We start from the raw sequence: 23440 nt of genomic DNA, 5'->3' as shown, positions 1-23440 counted from the left end.
GGCGTGGAGTTCCTGATCGAACAGTGGCCGCGCTTCCTCGAGGGCGCGTGGCTCACGATTCAGCTCACGCTCGGTGGAATCGTCCTGGCCTTCGTCCTGGCCATGTTCTTCGGAATCCTGGGCACGGTGAACCACTGGCTGCCCCGGGCCGCCGCCACGGTGTACGTGGAGGTGTTCCGGGGCATCGCGGCGCTGGTGGTCATGTACTGGCTCATCTACGCCCTGCCGGTGGCGACCGGTTTCCAGCTGGAGGACCTGTTCGCCGCGATCCTGGCGCTGGGTCTGAACGTCGGCGCCTACGGTGCCGAGGTGGTGCGCTCCTCGATCAACGCCGTGCCCAAGGCACAGGTCGAGGCGACCGTCTCCCTGAACATGTCCTGGCCGCAGCGCATGCGCCTGGTCGTCCTGCCCCAGGCGTGGGCGCAGATGCTGCCCACGTTCGGCAACCTCGTCGTGGAGCTGATGAAGGCCACGGCCGTGGTCTACCTGGTGAGTCTGCACGACCTCTCCTGGGTGGCCGACGACCTCCGCCGCCTCTCCGGGGAGACGATCCCGGTCTTCCTGGTGGCCTTCGCGCTCTACTACCTGATCGCCCAGGCGCTGATCTTCGGTGTGCGGCTGCTCGAACGCCGGGCCAACCACAAACTGGGTAGGACCCCGCCGTCGGGCGGCGGGCTCATCGGGCTGCTGCGACCCCCGGCGGTCGGTGCGAAGGTGGGGGTGGCCAAGTGAACGGCTTCTGGGACTTCGAGTTCACCGGTCGGGTCATGCCCGACCTGCTGAGCGGCCTGCTGGTCACGATCCAGGCGACCGTGCTCGGTTACGTCATCGCGTTGGCCCTCGGGCTGCTCATCGCGGTGGTCCGCCGGGCGCCGTTCCTCGGGGCGATCGTGCACTTCCTGATGGAGTTCATCCGCACGACACCCCTCGTGATCCAGCTGGTGTTCGTCTTCGCGCTGGCTCCTTCCACCGTCTCGGTGTTCACCATCGGTGTCGTCGTCCTGGGCGTGCACTACGCGGCCTACACCGCCGAGGTGTACCGCTCGGGCATCGAGGGTGTGGCCAAGGGCCAGTGGGAGGCGTCCAAGGCGCTGAGCCTGCCCGTCAGCCGGACCTGGGGGGCCATCGTGCTGCCCCAGGCCATCAGGAAGGTCATCCCGGCACTGGGCAACTACCTCATCGCGATGTTCAAGGACACCCCCTTGCTCTTCGCCATCGGTGTGGTCGAACTGCTGGCGATGGCCCAGCAGGTCGGCAGCGCCAGCTTCCGTTACGTGGAGGCGTTCACCATGGTCGGCTTCCTGTTCCTCCTGGTGAGCATCCCCTCCGCGATTGCTATCCGACGACTGGAGAAGCGATATGCCGCCGTCTGATACCCCCGAGAACACGACGGCACCGGGTGTCGAGGGCGGGTCCGCAGAGGACAAGCTGATCGTCTTCGACCAGGTGGTCAAGCGGTTCGGCGACCTCACGGTCCTGGACCACCTCGACTTCTCGGTCGCCCCCGGCGAGCGCGTGACGCTCATCGGGCCGAGCGGGTCGGGCAAGACCACGATCCTGCGGCTGCTGATGACGCTGGAGAAGATCACCGAGGGCCACATCTGGATCGACGGTGAGCCCTTCAGCCACATGCCCCGGGGCAGCGGCCTGGTACCCGCCAGCGAGAGCTACCTGCGCCAGAAGCGCAAGCGCATCGGCATGGTGTTCCAGCAGTTCAACCTGTTCCCCAACATGACGGTTCGCAAGAACATCATGGAGGCGCCGGTCCACGTCCTGGGCCTGAGCAGGGACGAGGCCAGCGAGCGCGCCCAGGAGCTGTTGGACCTGGTGGGGCTGGGTGACAAGATCGACGCCCATCCGACCCAGCTCTCCGGCGGCCAGCAGCAGCGCGTGGCGATCGCCCGCGCGCTGGCGATGCGACCGGAGATCCTGCTCCTGGACGAGGTCACCTCGGCCCTGGACCCGGAGCTGGTCGCGGGCGTGCTGGACGTGTTGCGCGAGGTCGCCGAGACCACCGACATCACGATGCTGTGCGTGACCCACGAGATGGGCTTCGCACGGGACGTGTCGCACCGCGTCCTGATGTTCGACAAGGGCCAGATCGCCGAGGAGGGTCACCCCGACCAGATCTTCGGCGACCCCCGGGAGGAGCGGACCAAGTCCTTCCTCAAGTCGGTCCTGGAGAACGGCCACTGACCCTTCCCGTACCCGGGATGTGACACCTTCGCGGGGGGTGGGCCGGGTCGCCGCGGCGACCCGGCCCACCCCCCGCCCGTGCGTGCGGGTCGCGGCCCGCACGACGACCGGGTGACGACATACCGTAGTCATTAAGTCGCTTTTAGTTTTCCCTGGGGCAGAATGTGTGTTCTGAGACAGGGGGGACTCTTGTGACCATGGTGCGAAGATGGGGGCTCGCCTGGGGGGCCGCCTTCGCCGCGGTCCTGATCGCGGGGACGCTGTTCGCCCACCCCGGCCTGCGGGAGGACGTCTTCGGCGACTCGGCCGTGCTGCTTCTCATCTCCTGGCTTCCGATGGCCATCGGCGGAGTGATGGCCTGGGGGCTCGTCCAGGCGTTCGGCCGCCGCGAGGAGCTCGACCGGCGGATCGTCGCCGCCATGGACGGCCATCCGCTCTACCGGGAGCTGGGCTGGATGGTGCTCCTGCTGGCCGGTTTCGTCGTGTCGATGGTCTTACTGTCGATGCTCTTCGCCTTCTACGGAGCCGAGACGGGGATCGCTCCGGACCTGGCGATGTCGGTCGCCCTGGTGTCCAGGCTGCTGTTCCTGTTCGCGATCCCGCTACTGCTCCTGGACCGCTCGGGGATCACCGTCGACGGCAAGGGCACGGCCATGCCGTCGATCGCGTTGAAGGCGGTCGAGCCCTGGCGCTGGCTCGGGCTGATCCCCGTGGCCGTGTCGGTCGGCCTGATCGGCTACCTGATCCTGCCGCACATCGGCCTGCCCGCTCCCTCGCTGGCCCTGTACGCGATGCTGGTGGCCTTCGCCGTGATCGCGGGGTGCGAGGAGATCTTCTTCCGCGGCATGATGCAGACCCGGCTGGAACTGCTCCTGGGGCGGTGGGGCGGCATCATGGTGACCTCGGTGGTGTTCGCGGTGACCTACGCGCTCATCCAGCCCTATGACGCCGTCTCCCAGCTGCCCGGCCACGACCTCGTGCACGACACGGGGCTGGCCCTGCTCACCTACGGCGCCGCGAGCCTGCTCTACGGCTATCTGTGGGCGTGCTTCCGCAACACGTGGATCAACATCCTCATGCGCGTGGTGATGTTCGTCCTCATCCTTCCGCCGGACCTCCAGGTCGGGATCTCCCGGTAACGGGCCCGTCGGGGCGGGCCGGACGGGGCGCTTCCGCCGTGCGCGCCCGGTCGGGAGCGCCCCTGGCCGACCGGGGCGCGCCGGCGCTCCGGTCGGAAAATTTGTCCGGTGTCCGCGGAGGGAGCTACGGACATGGGTAGACAAGCCTCATAGCGGTCGTGTTTCGGTCATTTTCCCCTCATGGGGTTGTCACCGGGTGGTCATGAAAAAGGGGGAGTCTGCCCACTGTGAGCACGGAATCAGCGTCAACGCCAGCGGGCCCCGGCACCGCGGAACTGCCAGCCGACAGGTTCATGGACCGGGAGGAGGGTTGGCTCCGCTTCAACCAACGGGTGCTCGAACTCGCCGAGGACGAGGACATCCCGCTGCTCGAACGGGCCCGGTTCCTCGCGATCTTCGCCAGCAACCTGGACGAGTTCTTCATGGTCCGGGTCGCCGGGCTCAAACGCCGTCTGGCCACGGGGCTGTCCGTCGCCTCGGCCAGCGGCCACCACCCGCGGGACCTCCTCGAACGCATCTCCCTGTTCACGCACGAGCTCATGCGGCGCCAGACCTCCTGCTTCGAGGACAGCGTCGCCCCCGCCCTGGCCGAGGAGGGCATCCGCATCGTCCGGTGGAACGAACTGGACACCGCCGAACGCGAGTACCTGCACGGCTACTTCCGCCGGTCCATCTACCCGCTGGTTACACCGTTCGCGGTCGACTCGGCGCACCCCTTCCCCTACATCTCGGGGCGTTCGCTCAACCTCGCCGTCACCGTCCGGGACCCGCACGACGAACGGCACATGTTCGCCCGGGTCAAGGTGCCCAGTTCGCTGCCCCGGTTCATCGAGCTCACCACACACGGCGGCGGCCGCTTCGTACCGGTCGAGGACATCATCGCCGCGCACCTGCCCCAGCTCTTCGAGGGCATCCAGGTGGTCGAACACCACGCCTTCCGGGTCACCCGCAACGCGGACCTGGAGGTCGACGAGGACGAGACCGACGACCTCGTCCAGTCCCTGGAGAACGAACTCCTGCGCCGCCGGTTCGGCCCGCTCGTGCGCCTGGAGGTGGAGCAGACCATCAGTGACGAGGTGCTGTCGATCCTCCGCGAGGAGCTGGGAGCGGAGGAGGAGGAGATCTACCGGGTCCCCGGCCCGCTCAACCTGGCCGGCCTCACCCAGATCGCCGACACCGACCGGCCCGAGCTGCGGTACCCGCCCATGGTCCCGGTCGAACCGCGCGCCCTGACCTCCGGCGACCTGTTCGCGGCCATCCGGGAACGCGAGATCCTGGTCCACCACCCCTACGAGTCCTTCGCCACCACCACCGAACGCTTCCTGGAGCTGGCCTCGGCCGACCCGAAGGTCGTGGCGATCAAGCAGACCCTGTACCGCACCAGCGGCGACTCCCCCATCGTGGAGTCACTCATCGAGGCCGCCCGAGGGGGCAAGGAGGTCGTGGTCCTGGTCGAGGTCAAGGCCCGCTTCGACGAACAGAACAACATCCAGTGGGCCCGCAAGCTCGAACGCGCGGGCTGCCACGTGGTCTACGGGGTCGTCGGCCTCAAGACCCACTGCAAGCTCTCCATGGTCATCCGCAAGGACGACGACGGGCTGCTGCGCCGCTACTGCCACGTCGGCACCGGGAACTACAACCCGAGCACCGCGCGCATCTACGAGGACTTCGGTCTGTTCAGCGCCGACTCCGAGGTCGGCGAGGACGTCAGCGAACTGTTCAACAGCCTCACCGGCTTCTCCCGCAAGAAGCACTACCGCAGGCTGCTGACCGCCCCCGCGGCCCTGCGCAAGGGGCTGCTCCAGCAGATCGACACCGAGATCGAGAACAGTCTCAAGGGGGAGCCAGCCCGCATCCGCATCAAGGTGAACTCCCTGGTCGACGAGGCGGTCATCGACGCCCTCTACCGCGCCTCGCAGGCAGGGGTCAGCGTCGACCTGTGGGTACGGGGCAGCTGCGTGCTGCGCGCCGGGGTCCCGGGGCTGTCCGAGAACATCCGGGTGCGCAGCGTCCTCGGACGCTTCCTCGAACACTCGCGGGTGTTCGTCTTCGCCAACGGCTGGCGGCCCAGGGTGTGGATCGGCAGCGCGGACCTGATGCCCCGCAACCTCGACCGGCGGGTGGAGGCGCTGGTCCGGATCGCCGATCCCGAGCAGTGCCGCCGTTTGGTGGGCATCATGGACCTGGCGATGTCCGACAAGACCTCCTCCTGGCGACTCGAACCCGACGGCACGTGGAAACGGGTCACCCATGACGAGGAGGGGCAACCGCTGGTCGACCTCCAGGACACCCTGCGGGGCGACCGGCACCTGAGAGTGGTGGACGGGTGAACACCCATGAATCCGGGAGCGCAACCTCCGGCTCCGACATCCGAGTGACCAGTGCCTTCCCCCCGAGGGACACGGCGGTGGGCGGTTACCTGGAGCCGATCCGGGCGGCCGGGGCGGTGCTCTGGCGCGACTCCTCCCAGGGCCGGGAGGTCGTCCTCGTCCGCCGTCCGGACCGCGACGACTGGACCCTGCCCAAGGGCAAGCTCAAGAACGGCGAGCACCCCGTCATCGGCGCGGTCCGGGAGGTGGAGGAGGAAACCGGGCTGACCCCCGTGATGGGGCGCCGCCTGCCGCCGCAGCGCTACCTCAAGGACGGTTGGCCCAAGCAGGTGGAGTGGTGGGCGGCCACCCCGGCCCAACCGGGCGGGACCATCGACTACGAACCCAACGAGGAGGTGGAGGCCGTGGAGTGGGTGCCCGTCGGGGCGGCCCGCGAACGGCTCACCTACGACCACGACGTCCGGGTCCTCGACAACTTCCGGGCCGGACCGGCCCGGACCTTCCCGGTCGTCCTGCTGCGCCACCTCTCGGCGGGGGAGAAGCGGGCCTGGAACGGCGACGACCTGCTGCGCCCGCTCGACGGTACCGGCAGGGCCGACGCGCTGGCCCTGCCCCGGGTGCTGGCCGCCTACGGCCGGCCCCGTGCGGTGTCCTCCTCGGCGGCGCGCTGTACCGAGTCCCTCCTCCCCTACACGGTCGAGTGCGACGTTCCGATGCGTACCGAACGCGCCTTCACGGTGGGCCGTGAAGGGAAGGGGTACGAGGTGGAGGAGGCCAAGGAGGAGTTCGGGCGGATCCTGGCGGAGGGGTTGCCCACCGTGGTGTGCACGCACGGTGAACTGGTGCCCCACCTGATGACCGAGGCGCTCACCCTGCTGGGCGCACCGCTGTCGCAGCAGCGCAGCCTGCGCAAGGGGTCCTTCTGGGTCGTGCACGTGTCGTCGGACGGTGCGCTGGCCGGGGTGGAGCGGCACGCCGTGCGGGAGTGAGCGGCGCCCGTCGGCCCCGGTGGGGGCGGTAGGGGGCGCGGTGACATGATGCGGTCATGGCCAAACACATGGTGGCTCGGAGCGTCGTCGTCGACGCTCCGGCCAAGAGCATCTTCGACCTCGTCGCCACGCCCTCCCAGCACCCCGTGTTCGACGGGTCGGGCACCGTCCAGCAGGCGCACTTCGGTCCGGAGCGTCTGGAACCGGGCGCCGAGTTCGGTATGGACATGAGGATGCTCGGGCTTCCCTACCGGATGACCAACCGGGTGGTGGAGTTCGAGGAGGGGCGGCTCATCGCCTGGCGGCACGTCGGCTCGCACCGCTGGCGTTACGAGTTCGAGGAGCTGGCCGGGGGCGGGACCCTCGTCACCGAGACCTTCGACTACTCGCGGGGGCAGGTGGCCTTCTACGTCCTGAGCGGTGCCCCGGCGCGCAACGCCCGGGGTATCGAGCGGACGCTGGAGCGCCTCCGGGTCGCGGCGGAGGCCGGGGGGGCCTGACGGCCCCGCACCCGGCAGGCGCGGCACCCGCGCACGCCGCCCCCACCCGCGTCCGGGCCCCGGTCGTGCGACCGGGGCCCGGAGCGTCCGGCCGGCCCCGTGGTCAGGCCGGAGCCGGGGGCGGTCAGTAGTAGCCGTGATAGCCCCTACTCCAACCCGTGTCCCAGTCCTTGTCCTTCTCCGGCCAGTAGCCGTACCCGTACCCGTGGTCCTGCTCGGCCACGGTGCGGTGGGCGTGGTCGTACCCGTCGTAGCCCTCGTAGCCCCCGTTCGCGGCGGCGGGGGAGGCGGCCATGGCCACGGCGGCACCGGTGGCCAGGCTCATGAGACTGAGAGCGGCGAAGCGTTTCACACGAAATCCTTGCGCTTGGTAGTCGAATTGCTACTTACAGTCGTGACTGTAGGTGGGGTGTGTTTATTTGGCCAGTTCATCGCCTCCGAAACAGGGAGAGTCTTCGGATCGGGCCTCCGACGACCGCCCGGCACGACACCCTCCGAAATGCCCTAAAGTTCGGCAGGGGCCCGTGTTCTCCGCGCCTCCCGGACGCCGCGGTGCCGGCTGAGCGGGCCCGCTGACGGCAGTCCGGTCGACGCAGGGAATCGGGAGTCCAGTGGTGGGAACGAGCTTGGGTGACGTGTGGCAGGACGTGCTGTCCGTCCAACCCGACCCGGAGCGGTGGATCGTCGTCACGACGGCGGTGGTCGCCCTGGCAGCCGTCCTGCTGGGGCCGCCGTGGCGGGTGGCGCGCAATGTCGTCACCATCGCCCACGAGGGCGGACACGCCCTCGTCGCCCTGCTCAGCGGGCGTCAGCTCACCGGGATCCGGTTGCACTCGGACACGTCCGGCGTGACGGTCTCCCGGGGCAGGCCCACGGGCGTCGGCATGATCCTCACGGTCTTCGCGGGATACGTCGCCCCGAGCGTGATCGGGCTGCTCGGCATCCTCATGCTGATGTCGGGGCGCATCACCGCGCTGCTGTGGCTGAGCATCGTCGTGCTCGCCGCCATGCTGCTGATGATCCGCAACTTCTACGGCGCGCTGTCGGTCGTGTTCACCGGGGCGGTGGTCTTCGGCGTCAGCTGGTTCACCCCGCACGAGGTCCAGGCGGCCTTCGCCTACCTGTTCATCTGGTTCCTGCTCTTCGCCGGGGTGCGCCCGGTCCTCGAGCTCCAGTTGCAGCGCGTACGCAACCCCTCGCCGCACTCCGACGCGGATCAGCTGGCACGCCTCACCGGCCTGTCGGGCACCTTCTGGGTGATGGTGTTCCTGCTGGTGAACGTGGCCGTCACCGCACTGGGCGTGTGGATGCTGTTCTTCTGAACCGGGACCCGACCCCGGACACGACGACGGGCCCCGCGTGCCGACGCGGGGCCTTCGTGTACTGCTCGGGGCGTGCCGCCCGGGGGCTAGTTCGCGGCCTGCGGGGCGGCGAGCGCCTGGGCGACCGAGGAGTACACCGGGATCCGGGTGTCCAGCGCGGTCACACGCAGGGTCTGTACCACCCGCGGCACGGGCGCGGCGATCACCAGGAGGGCCTTCTGCTCCTTGGCGGCCTTGAGCGCGCGGATGAGCACGCGCAGCCCGCTGGAGTCGATGAACCGCAGATCGGAGCAGTCCAGCACGACACGGCCGAAGGGCTGTGTGGTCAACGCCTCCGTGACCGCTTCCTGGAAGCGGGTCTCGGTGGCCATGTCGATCTCCCCGTCCAGGGCCAGGACGCGTCCGGACTCGTGCAGGGTGGAGGAGATGGTCAGGTCGGGCATTGCGACTCCGGCGTACTCGGGCCGTGCCCGGTGGGTCGGCGAGGCAGGCCGCGCGTCGCCCCACCGGGGACGCGTGGTGACCGGTGCGTTGGTTGCGTTACCGCGTGAGCCAAGCTGATGGTTCATCTAGTTCCTTGCGTGGTGCCCCGGGCTGGAAACCGGGGGAGGAAACGCCTTTCTCGCCTGGTTTGCTCGGAAAAGCACGGCACCTTGGGGAACGCGTCGAACTGCGTCGAAAGTTCCTGGTGCTGTGCGTGTCATCGATGATGACGGCGTTCGAGGGTTCGGGGACTGGAGTGCGCTGCCCCCGCGCCCGGCGGTTCCGCCGGAGGCTCGGGTGCCGTGTCCGGCCCTCTGCCCGTGAGAACCCGCCTACGGCGGCGGGCATTCCCCGGTGGATGTCGGCGGGGAGTGTGGCTGGGCCGGTCGTCCCCTCCGGTTCGGCCTCCCGTGTGCCCTGTCGGGGCACCGGGTTCTGAGTCACCGAGGTCGTCCAGCCTCGGACTTTACCACAGCGCCGTGGCCGTTTCGTGACGTGAGAGACGCAGGGTCGTGCCCGTGCGCCTTGCCTTTCCCGGGGGTGGTGAGGTATGGGTCACATCTGCTGTGCGTACCCGATCCTCTCGGGCGCCGGATCCGGATCCTGGTCGCGCTGCTGGAGGGCCCAGACACAGGCGGAGAGGGTGAGCGGCACCGCCACGGTCAGGGCCAGGGCGGGGATGGCCACCCCCGAGTCGTTGGCGGCGAAGCCCACCAGTGCGGTCACCAGGGACCCGGTCAGACCCGCGCGAAGGGTCGGAGCGTACTCGTAGGCCCGCTGGAGCGCCCCGATCCGCCAGTTCCCCGGCCGGTTGAGGACGGCGAAGAGGAACAGCAGGGCCCCGGCGGCCAACAGGGTCAGGTGCCAGTTGCCCAGGGTGCCCAACATCGCGCCCAGCTTGCGGGCCAGCACGGTCCCGGCCTCTCCGTTCACCACCTGGGTCGCGAACGCGCCGAAGTGGCTCCGGTCCGCTATCGGCCTCAGGTAGTCCATCCAGGCCAGCAGGGAGATGGCCGCGACCGCGAACACGCCCACCACGGCCAGACGCACCGGCGTGATCCGCACCCCCGCGATCATCATGGTGGTCACCGCCAGCCCGGGGATCAGGGCGATGACCCCGCCGAAGTCGGTACCCAGTCCCGGCCAGCCGACGATCAGCACCGAGGCCGCCCCGACCACCAGGGCCGTGGCGACCGCCGCGCGCCGTCTGCCCCGGGAGATCAGCACGTGGGCGACGCCCGCGACCGCCATGAGCATGCCGGTCGCGAAGGTGGCGAAGGCGATGTTGCCGATCCCGTAGAACCGGCCGGCCACGATCGGCGAGTACCCGGTGGGCGAGTTCATCTGGAGGTTCGCGCCGAAGCAGAGATCGAGGAAGAGCACGACGGTGGTCGCGCCGGCCACCACCGTCATCGGGCCCAGGATGCTCCTCCGCCAGGGGCCCGCGACGGCCAGGGCCACCACCAGGGCGTCCGCGGCCAGTACCGAGGCCAACAGGGCCAGCGGCGGGGTGTCCGCCGTCCACCACGGGATCAGGTTGGCCAGATAGCTCGCTACCGGGAAGGCCGCCCCCGCCAGGGCCACCACCCTGGTCACCGACAGCACCAGGGCCCGTTTCCCCCGTTCGCAGTCGGAGTACCGGTGCAGCGCGTAGGCCGCCGCAGCGTAGATGAGCAGTTGGAGCGCGACCAGGCCGCTGAAGAACCCGGGGACGGCGGAACCCACGACCACGGCGGCGGTGTTGAAGGCCACCAGCCGGTCGACGGCCTCCCCGGTGTCCCCGGGGCGTTCGCCCAGCTGCCAGGCCCGGCCCCCGGTGGGCTCGGCCGGGCGCATGCCCAGGGCGGCCAGCACGGTCACACTCGTGTCGGTCAGCGCCACCAGACCGGGGCGCCGGGTCGACTCCGAGGCCAGGTACGCTCCGGGGCCCGTCACACCCCCGTCGGCCTTCTTCCCGCTCATCGCCACGGTCAACTGTGAGGGGCCGGTGTCCATGGAGACCCCGACCACCGTCAGGGAGGCGCCCTCCGGCAGGAGCCCGGTGAGGGCGGCCATCCGGGAGTCGATCCTCTCCAGCGCCTCGTCACGCTCCCATTCGGGCAGGTCGGGACCGGGCTCGGCGGGATCGGCTTCGGCGGCCCCCTGCCCGTCCGCCTCCCGCCCGGCCGAGAGTTCGGGGTACAGGCGGGTGAGTTCGGGCAGTTCGACCACGGCCAGGGACACGCCCCGGAGCCGTTCCGAGGTGAGTTCGCGCGCGGTGTCGACGTAGTGGTCGACCCTGCCCGACTCGTCGGCGGCTCCCAGCGCGGCGCCCGGACCTGCGGCCAGGGTGAGGCCGCCTCGGTCGCGCACGGTCTGGCCGAGCATGCCGACCGGTGCGGCGAAGGGCGCCCCCGCGTTCTGCTCGATGTAGGACCCGTACCCCGGTACGGTCGCCCCCGAGCCGTCCGCGACCGGCTCCGGGGCCGCTTCGCACACGGTGAAGTGGTCGCGCTCGGCCAGGGCGCGCTGCCCGGCGGAGACGGAGAGCCAGCCGTCCGTGGGGCAGGTGCGGGAGGTGGCGGTGCGGATCGACACGTTGCCGATCGCACCGGTCTCGGCCAGCTCCCACAGAGCGGGCGTGCGCTCGGGGGTGACGTCCTCCCACAGCAGGCCGGGGACACCCACCAGGACCACGGGGCCCGAGCGGGTGACGTCGGGGTCGGCCCCGGGCGCGCTCGCGGCCCCCGCCGTGGCGGGGGCCGTGCACACCAGGGCCGCGGCCGCCAGGAGGAGGGCGTACAGGCGCGCTCCCGGGCGTAGGCCGAGCCGTCGACTCGGTGACATGGCGGCCCCCTCTGATCGCGTGATCGCCTCGGCCGCCCACACTAGTGATCAGGCGGCTCTGAGCGGGGAAAACGGCGATTCCGGACGTGGGGTCGCGGACGCGTCCAGGCGCCGGAACCGCGGGGCGACTCCGGGGAGGGGGAGTGCCCCGGGCGTGGCCGGGGGGAGCGGTCAGGGGGCCAGGCCCCACTCCCGCAGGGTCTCGTCGGCGTCGGGCAGGGGGCGGCCCCTGGTGACACCGCCGGGGGTGCGGTCGAACCGCGGGGCCGGGCCGGGCAGGACCCGCCCGCCCTCCCGGACGAGTGCCCCGCGGGCCCGCACGTGCGGGTGGTCGGGTGCCTCTCCCAGGGACAGGACCGGCATCACGCAGGCGTCGGTGCCCTCGAAGACCGCGCCCCACTCGTCGCGGGTGCGCGTGCGCAGCACCTCGGCGAAGCGCTCGCGCAGCCGGGGCCAGCCCGCCTGGTCCCACTGTTCGGGGAGGTCCTCGCCGGCCAGCCCGGTGCCCTCAAGGAACGCGGCGTAGAACTGCGGCTCGATACAGCCGACGGACACGTGCCCGCCGTCGGCGCACTCGTAGACGTCGTACCAGGGGGCCCCGGTGTCGAGGTAGTTGGTGCCGCGTTCGTCGCTCCACGAACCGCGGGCCCGGTCCTCCAGCACCATCGACATCAGCAGGGCGCTGCCGTCGACCATGGCGGCGTCGACGACCTGCCCGCGCCCGGAGCCCTGCCGTTCCAGGAGGGCGGCGAGGACACCGGTGACCGCGAACATCGTGCCGCCGGCGAAGTCACCGAGCAGGTTGATCGGGGGGACCGGGGGGCCTCCCGCCCGGCCGACCGAGTGCAGGGCCCCGTTCACGGACACGTAGTTCATGTCGTGCCCGGCGGTGCGGGCCAGCGGGCCCTCCTGTCCCCAGCCGGTCACGCGCGCGTACACCAGGCGGGGGTTGAGCTCCAGGCAGTCGTCGGGTCCGAGCCCCCGGCGCTCCATCACCCCGGGGCGGAAGCCCTCCAGGAGGACGTCTGCCCGCGAGACGAGTTCGCGGGCGCGGGCCAGGCCCTCCTCCGACTTGAGGTCGACGCCCAGCACGGTGCGACCCTCGCTCATGTGCGGCCCGCCGGAGCCCGCCCGCATGGCCTCCGCGGCCTGCGGGCGGTCGATCCGGATGACGCTGGCGCCCAGGTCGGCCAGGAGCATCCCGGCCATCGGCGCCGGGCCGATCCCGGTGAACTCGACGACGCGGATTCCGTTGAGGGGTCCCATGGTGCCTCCGGGGCTCAGGCTTACTAGAACGACGTTCGGTTCATTGTGCAGGGTACGTCCCGCCGTCGCCAGGCCGCCCCCCGGTCGGTGGCGGAGAAAGGGAAAAGGTCGCCTTCAGGGATTTTGTCAGTAAATGGTTTTCGGTCAAAGACAAAATCATTTCCAGTGGTGGTGTTAATGTGGCCCTGTCCAGCTGCCGGATGGCCGAACGGCCACTCGCTCTCCCCGTGCGCGCCATGCCCGATCAGCGAGGACGCCTCCGGGGCCGTGAACGCTCCGAAACAGGAGCGCCCCCCGGAATTCCCACACGATCAGTCCTTCCGCGCAGAAGGGTGCAGAAGTCATGTCCGCAAAAACCGGAAGGAACGGGGGTGCCCGCCTCTCCAGGAGGCACCGGCGCTCCCGCCCGGCCCCGCCCCCGCTCCTCCTCCTGGCGGCCGCGGTCGCCGGACTCGTCGCGGCGGGCGGCGGCACCGCCATGGCCGTGGAGAAGGACGTGACCCTGGACACCGACGGTGCGCGGACCCAGGTCAGCACCTTCGGCGGCACCGTCCAGGACGTCCTCGACTCCGCCGGGGTCGAGCTCGGCGAACACGACGCCGTAGCGCCCTCCCCCGACACCCCCGTCAGCAGCGGCGACCACGTCATCGTCCGCTCCCCGCGTACGGTCACCGTCGACCTCGACGGCCACGAACACGTCCACCGGGTGAACGCCGCCACCCTCGGCGAGGCCCTCCACCAGATCGGGCTCGACCCGCAGGGCGTCGAGCTCTCCCGGGACCACGACACCCCCGTCCCCGAGGACGGCCTCTCCGTCAGCGCCGAGCGCGCACCCCGCATGGTCGTCATGTACGACACGGTCCGCTCCGAGACGCGCACCACCGGCGGCACCGTCCAGGACGTCCTCGACTCCGCCGGGGTCGAGCCCGGCGAACACGACCTCGTCTCCCCGGAACCCGAGGAGCCCGCCGAACCCGACATGGTCGTCCGGGTGGTGCCCGTCCTCGGCGCCCCCGAGACGGAGGAGGTCGTCATCGAGGCACAGACCGTGGAACGGGAGAACCCCGACCTCCCCGAGGGTGAACGCGAGGTCGTCACCGAACCCGAGGACGGGCTCAAGGAGGTGACCACCGCCCTGGTCCTGCGCCACGGGGAGGAGGTCGAGCACGAACTGGCCGAGGAGGTCGTCACCGAGCCCGTGCAGGGCCTGGTGGAGGTCGGCACCAAGGCCGGAGAGGACGCCTCCGCCCCGTCCCCGCCCGAAGGCGGGGCGGCCGGCCTCGACTGGGCCGGGCTCGCCGAGTGCGAGTCCGGCGGCGACCCCGCGGCGGTCAACTCCGCGGGCGGCTACTACGGCCTCTACCAGTTCAGCACCAGCACCTGGGCGTCCGTCGGCGGCAGCGGCCTGCCCTCCGAGGCCAGCCCGGCCGAGCAGACCCGGCGCGCACAGCAGCTCTACGACGCGGTCGGCGGGAACTGGCAGAGCCAGTGGCCGCACTGCGGGGTCCACCTCTTCGACTGAGCCCGCCGGTCCACCCGGCCTACCGGTCCCACCGGCGCGGACGAGCAGGTGGGCGGCGGCTGGCAAGATGTGTGGGTGACACAGACACCCGCACCCGACGACCGTTCCCGCCTGCTCACCCCCGCCGACGTGCGGGCGCTCGCCGAGCGGTTCGGTGTCAGGCCCACCAAGACCCTGGGCCAGAACTTCGTCATCGACCACGGCACCGTCCGCCGCATCGTCCGCGTCGCGGGCGTGGGCGCCGACGACGTGGTCGTCGAGGTGGGGCCCGGACTCGGCTCGCTCACCCTCGCCCTGCTCCCGCACGTCCGCCGGGTCACAGCGATCGAGATCGATCCGGCATTGGCCGAGGCACTGCCCGGTACCGTCGCCGACCACGCACCCGAACTCGCCGACCGGCTCACCGTGGTCCCCGGCGACGCCATGCGCATCACCGAGCTCCCCGGACCCGAGCCCACCGCGCTGGTGGCCAACCTGCCCTACAACGTCTCCGTGCCGGTCCTTCTGCACCTGCTCGAACTCCTCCCCACCCTGGAGCGGGTCCTGGTCATGGTGCAGTCCGAGGTCGCCGACCGGATCACCGCCACACCCGGCGGCCGCATCTACGGCGTGCCCTCCGCGAAGGTCGCCTGGTACGCGGCCGCGCGCCGCGCCGGGACGGTCGGGCGCAACGTCTTCTGGCCGGCTCCCAACGTCGACTCCGGGCTGGTCGAGCTGGTCCGCCGACCCCAGCCGAGCACCGAGGTCCCCCGTGAGGAGGTCTTCCGGGTGATCGACGCGGCCTTCGCCCAGCGCCGGAAGACCCTGCGCGCCGCCCTGGCCGGCTGGGCGGGCTCGGCCCCCGCCGCCGAGGAGGCCCTGCGCGCCTCCGGGGTGGACCCCAGGACGCGGGGCGAGTCCCTGGGTATCGAGGAGTTCGCCGCCATCGCCGAGCACCGGCCGGGGTAGGCCGGGCGGGGCTCGGGGGCGGTCAGCCCCGCTCCGTCGGAGGCGCGGACCCCCCGGACTCGCGGGCCCTGGACCGGACCAGCGCCCGGGCCACCCCGGCCACACCCAGACCCAACGCGAGCACCGGCAGCAACCACATCACGTCGAACTCCCACGAACCGCTGCCCCGGACGACGAAGGCGATCGCGAGCCCGAGGAACAGCAGCCCCGCGACGAGCGAACCCCAGTCAGTTCTGCGCTTGGCCATGCCGCACCTCCACCTTCCCGACCATCACGTCGGTGCGCACGTTGATCACGGGCACCCCGTCCTGGTCCGTATCGTCTCCGGACCCCTCAGCGGACTCCTCCGTCTCTTCGTTCCCGGCGCTCTCCGCGGGATCCCCGCCGTCACCGGCGGACCCCGGAGGAGCCGTCGGCTCGAAGGTCTCCTCGTAGTCGAGGGACCAACCGTGGCGTTCACCGCTCCCGCCCTCCGGGGACGGGGACTCGATCGCGCCGAGCCCGACCCGCGAGGTCACGTTGGTGCGCGCGCCCTCGGGTACCACCAGGACCAGCTCGCCCGCGTCCACCCTGACCGCGACGTCCACCGCCTCCCCCGGCGGGAGCCCGGAGGCGAGGTCGCCCAGGTCCAGCGTGCCCGCACCCACGTGCAGCCGCAGGTCCTCGGAGTCCGCCTCGGCGAGCGTGGCGGGCTGCCACGTCCTCTCGCCGTACCGGGGCCCGGTGACGTCGATCGAGGCCACCAGGACGGCGGCCGCCACCGCCAGGCAGCCGAGGAACATCAGTCCGCGCGGGTTGCCTATCCAAGTGCCGACCAGCGAGAACAGTCCGACCACAGCCACCGCGGCCGCCGTGAAGTAGACACCGAACTCCGGGCCGAACAGGAGCTCGGCGGTCGACGCCCCGGACAGGGGCGGACCCAGGTGAGGAGCCGAGAACGCCCACACCACGGCCATGGCCACCACGGTCCACAGCGCGTGCGAGGCGAGGGGGGAACGCCCGGGCCCCCGTTCGCCCCGCTCGCCGCAGCCGCCGCGGGTCCCGCCTCCGCCGTCCTCGGCACCGTCGTCGGGTTCGTCCTCCCCGCCGTCCTCCTCACCCAGCGACGTGCGCTCCGACACCACCGCCAGGTCCACCGGCCCCTGCGGAGCCGAGGCCCACGGCTGGGCCGGGTTGTAGTAGGCGGGCACCGGTTGCGGTACCGGCCCGGCGGGAGGGGGCTCGTGCGCGGCCAGATCCGAGCGGAGCGCCAGCAACGAGGCCCGCAGGTCCACCCCCCGGTTCCTGGCGGTCAGCAACCCCAGGACCAGCGGGATCGCCAGGACCATCGTCCCCCAGCTGAACCCGCCCACCAGGCTGAGCGCCGTCGCCCCGGCCAGGCCCACCGTCAGCAGCTTCAGTACCGCGTGCGGTGGGATGCCCCGGTTCAGCATCTGCTCGAAGGTCGCCGGCCCGCCCTGGGGGTCCCGCATCAGCATCCACGCCGCGGTGTACAGCACGAGCCCCGCACCGCCGCCGAACGCCGTCAGCACGAACGCGGCGCGCCAGACCACCGGATCGATCCGCGTGTACGCGCCCAACCCGGCGCACACACCGGCCAGGGCCCGCTGGTCGTCGTCGCGGCGCAACTCGGCCCCGACTGCCCCGCCGGGGACGTCCGCGGCCGAGGCGCCCGACACGGGGCCGTCCCCCCCGGCGGGCCCCGTCGGCTCCTCACCGTCGGTCATAGTCGATCACCACACTTTCCTCATGGAACCATCGTGGCCTCCGGTGCGTCGTCGGGGGAATCCGGGACGACCCTGAACCCACCCTGACCGGGACACCAGGGCAGGACCAGGGACACGCCCCCGATGCCCCACGGGGGTCGCACAGGGCATGCTGGAAACCATCCAGTCCCACGCGCGCGCCGCGACGACCCCGGCGCGCCACAGACGAGAGCGGTGATCGGGCGGTGCCAACGACAGCCGTGGAGACCCCGCGGTTCACCCGTGCGGTCGACGGCAGACTCCTCGGCGGTGTCGCGTCGGGCCTGGCCCGGCACCTGGGCCTGGACCCGCTCGTGGTCCGGCTGGCGTTCATGGCCCTCGCCGTCGGCGGTATCGGGGTGGCCGTCTACGCGGCCCTGTACTTCCTCGTGCCCCGGGAGGAGGTGACCGAGGAGGGCCCCGGGCGGACCGAGGACGCCCGGCGCCGGGGCCGCGACATCTCGCAGCTCATCGCCTACGTCGGCCTCGCCGCCGCGCTGGGCATGCTCTTCCTGGTCTTCGGCGGCGTCTTCGACCCCCTGCTGTGGTTCGTCATCTTCGGCGCGCTCGGGGCCACCATCCTGTGGCAACAGGCCAACCCCGCCGAACGCGACGAGTGGATGAACAGCGCCGTCAGCCGTTCACGTCCCAAAAGCATCATGCGCACCACCGCGGGCATCCTGCTCGTCGTCGTCGGGGTCATCGGCTTCCTGGTCTTCCAACAACAGCTCCAGGAGGCCCGGGCCGGCCTCACCTTCGCGTTCACCCTCATCGCCGGGATCTCGCTGATCGTCGCCCCCTGGATCATCGGGCTCATCCGCGAACGCGACTCCGAACGCCGCGAGCGCATCCGCAACGCCGAGCGCGCCGAACTCGCCGCGCACATCCACGACTCCGTGCTGCACACCCTCACCCTCATCCAGCGCCGCGCCGACGACCCGCGCGAGGTCCAGCGCCTGGCCCGGGTCCAGGAACGGGCCCTGCGCAGTTGGCTCTACCAGCGCCCCGCCGACGCCGAGACCACCGTGTCCCCCGGGCTGGAACGGGTGGCCGCCGAGGTCGAGGAGGAGCACGGCGTGCCGATCGAGGTGGTGTGCGTCGGCGACGCCCCCATCGACGACGGCGTCAGCGCGATGCTCCGCGCCGCCCGCGAGGCCATGGTCAATGCTTCCAAGTACGCCGGGAGCGACAGCATCTCGGTGTTCGGCGAGGTCGAGGAGGAAGAGGTCCTCGTGTTCGTCCGCGACCGGGGCGCCGGGTTCGACCTCGGCGACATCCCCGAGGACCGGATGGGCGTGCGCGGCTCCATCATCGGCCGGATGGAACGCCACGGCGGTTCGGCCCGCATCCGCACCGAACCGGGCGAGGGCACGGAGGTTCAGCTCCGCATGCCGCGCATCCCGCAGATGTAGTCCTCCGCGGATGCGGTCCTCCGTGCCCGCCGGGACACGGAGCGGAACCGGAGGCGGCTCCGACCGGGCGGGGGTCCGGATGCGGACAGCGGGCCGCTACCCTCCCGCGGTGTTCCGTGGGTAGGGTCCAGGTGTGGGAGAAGAGAGCACGAACCTCAGTGACAAGGCGGCGGTACCCCGCGTCGTGATCGTGGACGACCACCGGTTGTTCCGCAGCGGGGTACGCGGCGAGCTCGGTGACGCGGTCAACGTCATCGGCGAGGCCGGGGACGTGGACAGCGCGGTGCACGTCATCGGGGAGACCCTCCCCGACCTCGTGCTCCTCGACGTCCACCTGCCCGGCGGCGGGGGAGTGGAGGTGCTCCGGCGCGTCCTCGCCAGGCACCCGCAGATCCGCTTCCTGGCGCTGTCGGTCTCCGACGCGGCCGAGGACGTCATCGGCGTGGTGCGCGGCGGCGCCCGCGGCTACGTCACCAAGACCATCTCCGGCAGGGAACTGGCCGACGCCATCGTCCGGGTCGCCGACGGGGACGCCGTGTTCTCCCCGCGCCTGGCCGGTTTCGTGCTCGACGCCTTCTCCGCCACCGACGCACCCCCGGTCGACCCCGAGCTCGACCGCCTCACCCAGCGCGAACGCGAGGTCCTGCGGCACATCGCCCGCGGCTACGCGTACAAGGAGGTCGCCAAGGAGCTGTTCATCTCGGTCAAGACGGTCGAGACGCACGTCTCCTCGGTGCTGCGCAAGCTCCAGCTGTCCAACCGCCACGAGCTGAGCCGCTGGGCCACCGCCCGCCGCCTGGTCTGACGGCCCGGCACCCCGTAGACACGAACGGCCGCCCCCTCGGGGAGCGGCCGTTTCGGCTGTGCGGCGCGGTCCGGAGCACGGCCCGGTGCGGGCGGTCAGCGCAGCGAGTCGAGCATCCGGTCCAGGAACTCGTCCGCACGCACCCCGGTGACCACGCGTGCCGGGCGGCGTTCGTCCTGCCCGGGACGCAGCCGCCGGTCGGCCACGGTCATGCCGCGGGTCAGCGCCCCGGTCAGCTCCACCCGGAGCGGAGCGTCGAACGCCTCGGTGACCAGGTGCGGGTCCACCAGCACCGCCGCGGCCAGCGGGTCGTGCATCGCGCACTGGCGCACCCCGAAGATGCCCCGGTAGAACTCGGCGTAGAAGTCCAGGAACGCGGACGTCTTCTGTGCGCGCGTGCCGGGGACCTCCTTGAGCCGGTCCAGCCAGGAGCCGGTGGCCACCGTCCTCATGGTGATGTCCAACGCGACGATGTCCAGGTCGAACCCGGCCGCGAACACGGCCTCGGCCGCCTCCGGGTCGTTGGCGATGTTGGCCTCGGCGTGCGAGGACACGTTCCCGGGCACCTCGACGGCGCCGCCCATCACCACCAGCCGCCGCACCAGCGCAGGCAGGCGCGGCTCCAGCCCGAGCGCGAGCGCCAGGTTGGTCAGCGGGCCCACGGCCAGCACGTCGATCTCGCCCGGGTTCTCCCGCACCAGCCGCACGAGCAGCTCGGCGGCGGTCTCCGGTACCGGAGCGCGCACGGGATCGGGAAGTTTGACGTCGCCCAGGCCGTTGCCGCCGTGCACGTGCCCGGCCAGGCGCGGTTCCTGCACCAGCGGCCGGGTGGCGCCCACCGCAACCGGCACGTCCGGGCGGTCGTACAGGTCGAGCAGGCGCAGGGCGTTCTGTGCGGTCACGTCGACGGCGTTGTTGCCGAACACCGCGCCGATTCCGACGATCTCCACCTCCGGCCGCGCGGCCAGGTAGGCGAGTGCGACAGCGTCGTCGATCCCCGGATCGCAGTCGACGAACACGCGCATGGACTCCCGGTCAGCCAAGACCAATCTCCCCCCGATAAAGGACACGGACCAGCGAGGCAAAGGACTCGACTGGTGTGAAAACAGCCTAAGGCGCACTCGGCACCGGACGTGGACGGGCACGTCGCCGGTCGGCCGTAACCTGGTAGGCGTGTCCTCCCAAGAACAGCTTCTCGAAGGTCTGAACGGTCCCCAGCGCGACGCCGTCACCCACTCCGGCTCGCCGCTCCTGATCGTGGCGGGCGCGGGCTCGGGCAAGACCCGCGTCCTCACCCACCGCATCGCCCACCTCATGGCCGAACGCGGGGTGCGCCCGGGGGAGATCCTCGCGATCACCTTCACCAACAAGGCCGCCGCCGAGATGAAGGAGCGCATCGAGGCCCTCCTCGGCACCCGTGCCGCCAACACCATGTGGACGATGACCTTCCACTCGGCGTGCGTGCGCATCCTGCGCCGGGAGGCGCACCGGTTGGGTTACCCCAGCAGCTTCACCATCTACGACGCCGCGGACTCCCAGCGCCTCATGCAGTTGGTCTGCAAGGAGCTGGACCTGGACCCCAAGCGGTTCCCGCCCCGGTCCTTCAGCTTCCAGGTGTCCAACCTCAAGAACGAGCTCGTCGACTACGACACCTTCTCCGAACAGGCCCAGACCGAGCAGGAGAAGAAGCTCGCCGAGGCCTACCGGCTGTACCAGCGCCGCCTCCACGAGGCCGGCGCCATGGACTTCGACGACCTGATCATGATCACGGTCAACCTGTTCCAGATGTTCCCGGACGTCACCGAGTACTACCGGCGCCGGTTCCGGCACGTCATGGTCGACGAGTACCAGGACACCAACCACGCCCAGTACGTGTTCGTCCGCGAACTCGTCGGCGCGGCCGAGGACTCCGACACCAGCGTGGTCCCGCCCGCCGAACTGTGCGTGGTGGGCGACGCCGACCAGTCGATCTACGCCTTCCGGGGCGCGACCATCCGCAACATCCTGGAGTTCGAGCGCGACTTCCCGAACGCGCGCACCATCCTGCTGGAGCAGAACTACCGCTCCACCCAGAACATCCTCTCCGCCGCCAACACGGTCATCGACCGCAACGAGGGGCGCCCGGCCAAGAACCTGTGGTCGGAACAGGGCGAGGGCCCGAAGATCATCGGGTACGTCGCCGACAACGAGCACGACGAGGCCGCGTTCGTGGTCGGAGAGATCGACCGGCTCACCGACGAGGGCGTGGTCCGGCCGGGGCAGGTCGCGGTGTTCTACCGGACCAACGCGCAGTCGCGTGTGTTCGAGGACGTCTTCATCCGGACCGGGCTGCCGTACAAGATCGTCGGCGGCGTGCGCTTCTACGAGCGCAAGGAGATCCGCGACATCCTCGCCTACCTGCGGGTACTGGCCAACCCGGAGGACACGGTCAGCCTGCGCCGCATCCTCAACGTGCCCAAACGCGGCATCGGGGCCCGCGCGGAGGAGTCCGTCGAGCTGCTGGCGGCCCGGGAACGGATCTCGTTCGCCGGGGCACTGCGCCGTGTCGACGAGGCCCCGGGCCTGGCGACCCGCTCGGCGAAGGCGATCAGGAACTTCACCGCCCTGCTGGACGAGCTCGCCGAGGCCGTCCCGGGCAGCACCCCGGCGGAGATCGTCGAGACGGTGCTGAGCAGGACCGGGTACCTGTCGGAGTTGGCCGAGTCCAAGGACCTCCAGGACGAGAGCCGGGTGGAGAACCTGGAGGAGTTCGTGGACCTCGCCCGGGAGTTCGAGCACACCTTCGCCACGCTCCTGCAGGACGAGGCGGACCTGGAGGGTGAGGAGAACCAGGGCATCGACCCGGGCGAGCCGACCCTGGTCGACTTCCTGGAGCGCATCGCGCTGGTCGCCGACACCGACCAGATCCCCGACGAGGACGACGAGGGCGGGGTGGTCACGCTGATGACCCTGCACGCCGCCAAGGGGCTGGAGTTCCCGGCGGTCTTCCTCAGCGGTATGGAGGACGGCGTCTTCCCGCACACCCGCACCCTGGGGGACAAGACCCAACTGGAGGAGGAGCGGCGCCTGGCTTACGTGGGCATCACGCGTGCGCAGGAACGCCTGTACGTCAGCCGGGCCGCGGTGCGCAGTGCCTGGGGGACGCCCTCCTACAATCCGGCCTCCCGGTTCCTGGACGAGGTCCCCTCGTCACTGGTCGACTGGCGGCGTGCCGAGTCCACTCTCGCGGCTCCGCCCAGTCGCACCATCGGCGGTCGTCCGGGCGGCGGTTCCGGTGGTTTCGGGAGCACGTTCGGCGGCGGGAGGGCGAAGGCCGCCAAGGAGGCGCCCGCGCTGAGCGTCGGCGACCTGGTCAACCACGACTCCTTCGGGATGGGCCGGGTGGAGCTGGTCGACGGTGCCGGTGACCGGACCAAGGCCCGGATCGACTTCGGTGCCGACATCGGGGAGAAGGACCTGCTCGTCAAGTACGCGCCCATCGAGAAGCTCTGACCGCTCTTCCGGGGCGGTCGTGCGGGGTCGGCACGGCCGTCAGGGCTGGTGGCGCCAACGGGGCCGGCGGTGGTCTGCGGCGGGCCGCCAGGGGTACGGGGCGGTGTGTAAGCCACGACACCGGCGAGTTTCGCCGAACCCGTCACGAGCACTCCGGCCCGGGGGTAGAGTTGGTCAAGACCGAGCGAGACGAACGCGGTTTCTTCCGCGGGCGGGCCGGTCCACCTCTTCCGAAAGACAGTGGTTCGAGCAGTGCTCGGAACATGTAAACTTCGGAGAGCCGCTTCAAAAGCCCGGTGGAAACGCCAAGGCAAACGAAGCACACGGGCTTTACCCCGAACAGGTTGTTTAGTGGAAACACTGACACAAACCGCCAGTTTGGCGGGGCGCGGAACACCTGATAAAGTAAAGACACAACACAGCGAGAAAGCCGCACAGCGGCCGGACCGCAACAAAGCTTCCACG

The 23440-nt window shown here is 70.8% G+C and carries 20 protein-coding genes; 13 read left to right on the top strand and 7 right to left on the bottom strand.

Annotated elements, in window-relative coordinates:
• Nucleotides 1-3 precede the first annotated feature (3 nt).
• From ehuC to IE195_RS00070, 7 genes are all read left to right on the top strand, one after another.
• Complete coding sequence (gene ehuC / locus IE195_RS00100; protein ID WP_191266392.1) at nucleotides 4-732, top strand: ectoine/hydroxyectoine ABC transporter permease subunit EhuC; 729 nt, start codon at nucleotides 4-6, stop codon at nucleotides 730-732.
• Nucleotides 733-767: 35 nt separating this feature from the next.
• Nucleotides 768-1373 carry an ectoine/hydroxyectoine ABC transporter permease subunit EhuD gene (ehuD, locus tag IE195_RS00095; protein ID WP_225943551.1) on the top strand — a complete coding sequence of 202 codons (606 nt, stop codon included), beginning with the start codon at nucleotides 768-770 and terminating at the stop codon, nucleotides 1371-1373.
• A complete protein-coding gene (gene ehuA, locus IE195_RS00090; RefSeq protein ID WP_308428374.1) occupies nucleotides 1360-2196 on the top strand; it encodes an ectoine/hydroxyectoine ABC transporter ATP-binding protein EhuA in 837 nt (278 codons plus the stop codon). Before ehuD ends, ehuA begins: the two co-directional genes overlap by 14 nt.
• A gap of 197 nt (nucleotides 2197-2393) precedes the next feature.
• Nucleotides 2394-3335: a CPBP family intramembrane glutamic endopeptidase gene (locus IE195_RS00085; protein WP_191266388.1), complete on the top strand. Its 942-nt coding sequence runs from the start codon at nucleotides 2394-2396 to the stop codon at nucleotides 3333-3335.
• A 227-nt stretch (nucleotides 3336-3562) separates the two neighbouring features.
• A complete protein-coding gene (locus tag IE195_RS00080; RefSeq protein WP_191266386.1) occupies nucleotides 3563-5665 on the top strand; it encodes an RNA degradosome polyphosphate kinase in 2103 nt (700 codons plus the stop codon).
• A gap of 44 nt (nucleotides 5666-5709) precedes the next feature.
• Nucleotides 5710-6654, top strand: coding sequence for an NUDIX hydrolase (locus tag IE195_RS00075; protein WP_229826037.1), 945 nt, complete (start codon nucleotides 5710-5712; stop codon nucleotides 6652-6654).
• 56 nt (nucleotides 6655-6710) lie between these two features.
• Complete coding sequence (locus IE195_RS00070; protein ID WP_191266382.1) at nucleotides 6711-7154, top strand: SRPBCC family protein; 444 nt, start codon at nucleotides 6711-6713, stop codon at nucleotides 7152-7154.
• Between the two features lie 124 nt (nucleotides 7155-7278).
• On the opposite strand, the gene IE195_RS00065 is transcribed toward IE195_RS00070, so the two are convergent.
• The gene (locus IE195_RS00065; protein ID WP_191266369.1) at nucleotides 7279-7506 is read right to left on the bottom strand and encodes a hypothetical protein; all 228 of its coding nucleotides are present in this window, start codon (nucleotides 7504-7506) and stop codon (nucleotides 7279-7281) included.
• A 274-nt stretch (nucleotides 7507-7780) separates the two neighbouring features.
• Here IE195_RS00065 and IE195_RS00060 point away from each other — a divergent pair, with 274 nt between their 5' ends.
• Complete coding sequence (locus IE195_RS00060) at nucleotides 7781-8476, top strand: M50 family metallopeptidase (RefSeq protein WP_191268011.1); 696 nt, start codon at nucleotides 7781-7783, stop codon at nucleotides 8474-8476.
• A gap of 86 nt (nucleotides 8477-8562) precedes the next feature.
• Here the strand turns inward: IE195_RS00060 and IE195_RS00055 are convergent, their stop codons facing one another.
• The 3 genes from IE195_RS00055 to IE195_RS00045 form a co-directional block, all read right to left on the bottom strand.
• Complete coding sequence (locus tag IE195_RS00055) at nucleotides 8563-8919, bottom strand: STAS domain-containing protein (RefSeq protein ID WP_191266367.1); 357 nt, start codon at nucleotides 8917-8919, stop codon at nucleotides 8563-8565.
• 595 nt (nucleotides 8920-9514) lie between these two features.
• A complete protein-coding gene (locus IE195_RS00050; protein ID WP_191266365.1) occupies nucleotides 9515-11785 on the bottom strand; it encodes a threonine/serine exporter family protein in 2271 nt (756 codons plus the stop codon).
• Nucleotides 11786-11956: 171 nt separating this feature from the next.
• Nucleotides 11957-13051, bottom strand: a complete 1095-nt coding sequence (locus tag IE195_RS00045; protein ID WP_191266363.1) for a CaiB/BaiF CoA transferase family protein — start codon at nucleotides 13049-13051, stop codon at nucleotides 11957-11959.
• Nucleotides 13052-13394: 343 nt separating this feature from the next.
• On the opposite strand from IE195_RS00045, the gene IE195_RS00040 reads away from it, so the two are divergent.
• Both IE195_RS00040 and rsmA read left to right on the top strand, forming a co-directional pair.
• Nucleotides 13395-14573: a resuscitation-promoting factor gene (locus IE195_RS00040; protein WP_191266361.1), complete on the top strand. Its 1179-nt coding sequence runs from the start codon at nucleotides 13395-13397 to the stop codon at nucleotides 14571-14573.
• 69 nt (nucleotides 14574-14642) lie between these two features.
• Nucleotides 14643-15521, top strand: coding sequence for a 16S rRNA (adenine(1518)-N(6)/adenine(1519)-N(6))-dimethyltransferase RsmA (rsmA, locus tag IE195_RS00035; protein WP_191266350.1), 879 nt, complete (start codon nucleotides 14643-14645; stop codon nucleotides 15519-15521).
• 22 nt (nucleotides 15522-15543) lie between these two features.
• Here rsmA and IE195_RS00030 read toward each other — a convergent pair whose 3' ends face one another.
• Both IE195_RS00030 and IE195_RS00025 read right to left on the bottom strand, forming a co-directional pair.
• The gene (locus tag IE195_RS00030) at nucleotides 15544-15768 is read right to left on the bottom strand and encodes a hypothetical protein (RefSeq protein WP_191266348.1); all 225 of its coding nucleotides are present in this window, start codon (nucleotides 15766-15768) and stop codon (nucleotides 15544-15546) included.
• Nucleotides 15749-17248 carry a PspC domain-containing protein gene (locus IE195_RS00025; protein WP_191266345.1) on the bottom strand — a complete coding sequence of 500 codons (1500 nt, stop codon included), beginning with the start codon at nucleotides 17246-17248 and terminating at the stop codon, nucleotides 15749-15751. Before IE195_RS00025 ends, IE195_RS00030 begins: the two co-directional genes overlap by 20 nt.
• A gap of 224 nt (nucleotides 17249-17472) precedes the next feature.
• Between IE195_RS00025 and IE195_RS00020 the strand changes: the two genes are divergently transcribed.
• Both IE195_RS00020 and IE195_RS00015 read left to right on the top strand, forming a co-directional pair.
• Nucleotides 17473-18678, top strand: a complete 1206-nt coding sequence (locus IE195_RS00020; RefSeq protein ID WP_191266342.1) for an ATP-binding protein — start codon at nucleotides 17473-17475, stop codon at nucleotides 18676-18678.
• 133 nt (nucleotides 18679-18811) lie between these two features.
• Nucleotides 18812-19483 carry a response regulator gene (locus IE195_RS00015; RefSeq protein ID WP_191266338.1) on the top strand — a complete coding sequence of 224 codons (672 nt, stop codon included), beginning with the start codon at nucleotides 18812-18814 and terminating at the stop codon, nucleotides 19481-19483.
• Between the two features lie 95 nt (nucleotides 19484-19578).
• On the opposite strand, the gene IE195_RS00010 is transcribed toward IE195_RS00015, so the two are convergent.
• Nucleotides 19579-20508, bottom strand: a complete 930-nt coding sequence (locus tag IE195_RS00010) for a nucleoside hydrolase (protein ID WP_191268010.1) — start codon at nucleotides 20506-20508, stop codon at nucleotides 19579-19581.
• Nucleotides 20509-20656: 148 nt separating this feature from the next.
• Between IE195_RS00010 and pcrA the strand changes: the two genes are divergently transcribed.
• Complete coding sequence (gene pcrA / locus IE195_RS00005) at nucleotides 20657-22975, top strand: DNA helicase PcrA (RefSeq protein ID WP_191266336.1); 2319 nt, start codon at nucleotides 20657-20659, stop codon at nucleotides 22973-22975.
• The last annotated feature ends 465 nt before the right edge of the window (nucleotides 22976-23440 follow it).

The organism is Nocardiopsis terrae (genome assembly GCF_014651695.1).
In the GTDB taxonomy this organism is placed as follows: Bacteria; Actinomycetota; Actinomycetes; order Streptosporangiales; family Streptosporangiaceae; genus Nocardiopsis; species Nocardiopsis terrae.
Note: the sequence above shows the minus strand (reverse complement) of the source record. Positions and strands in the feature narration are given on the sequence as shown.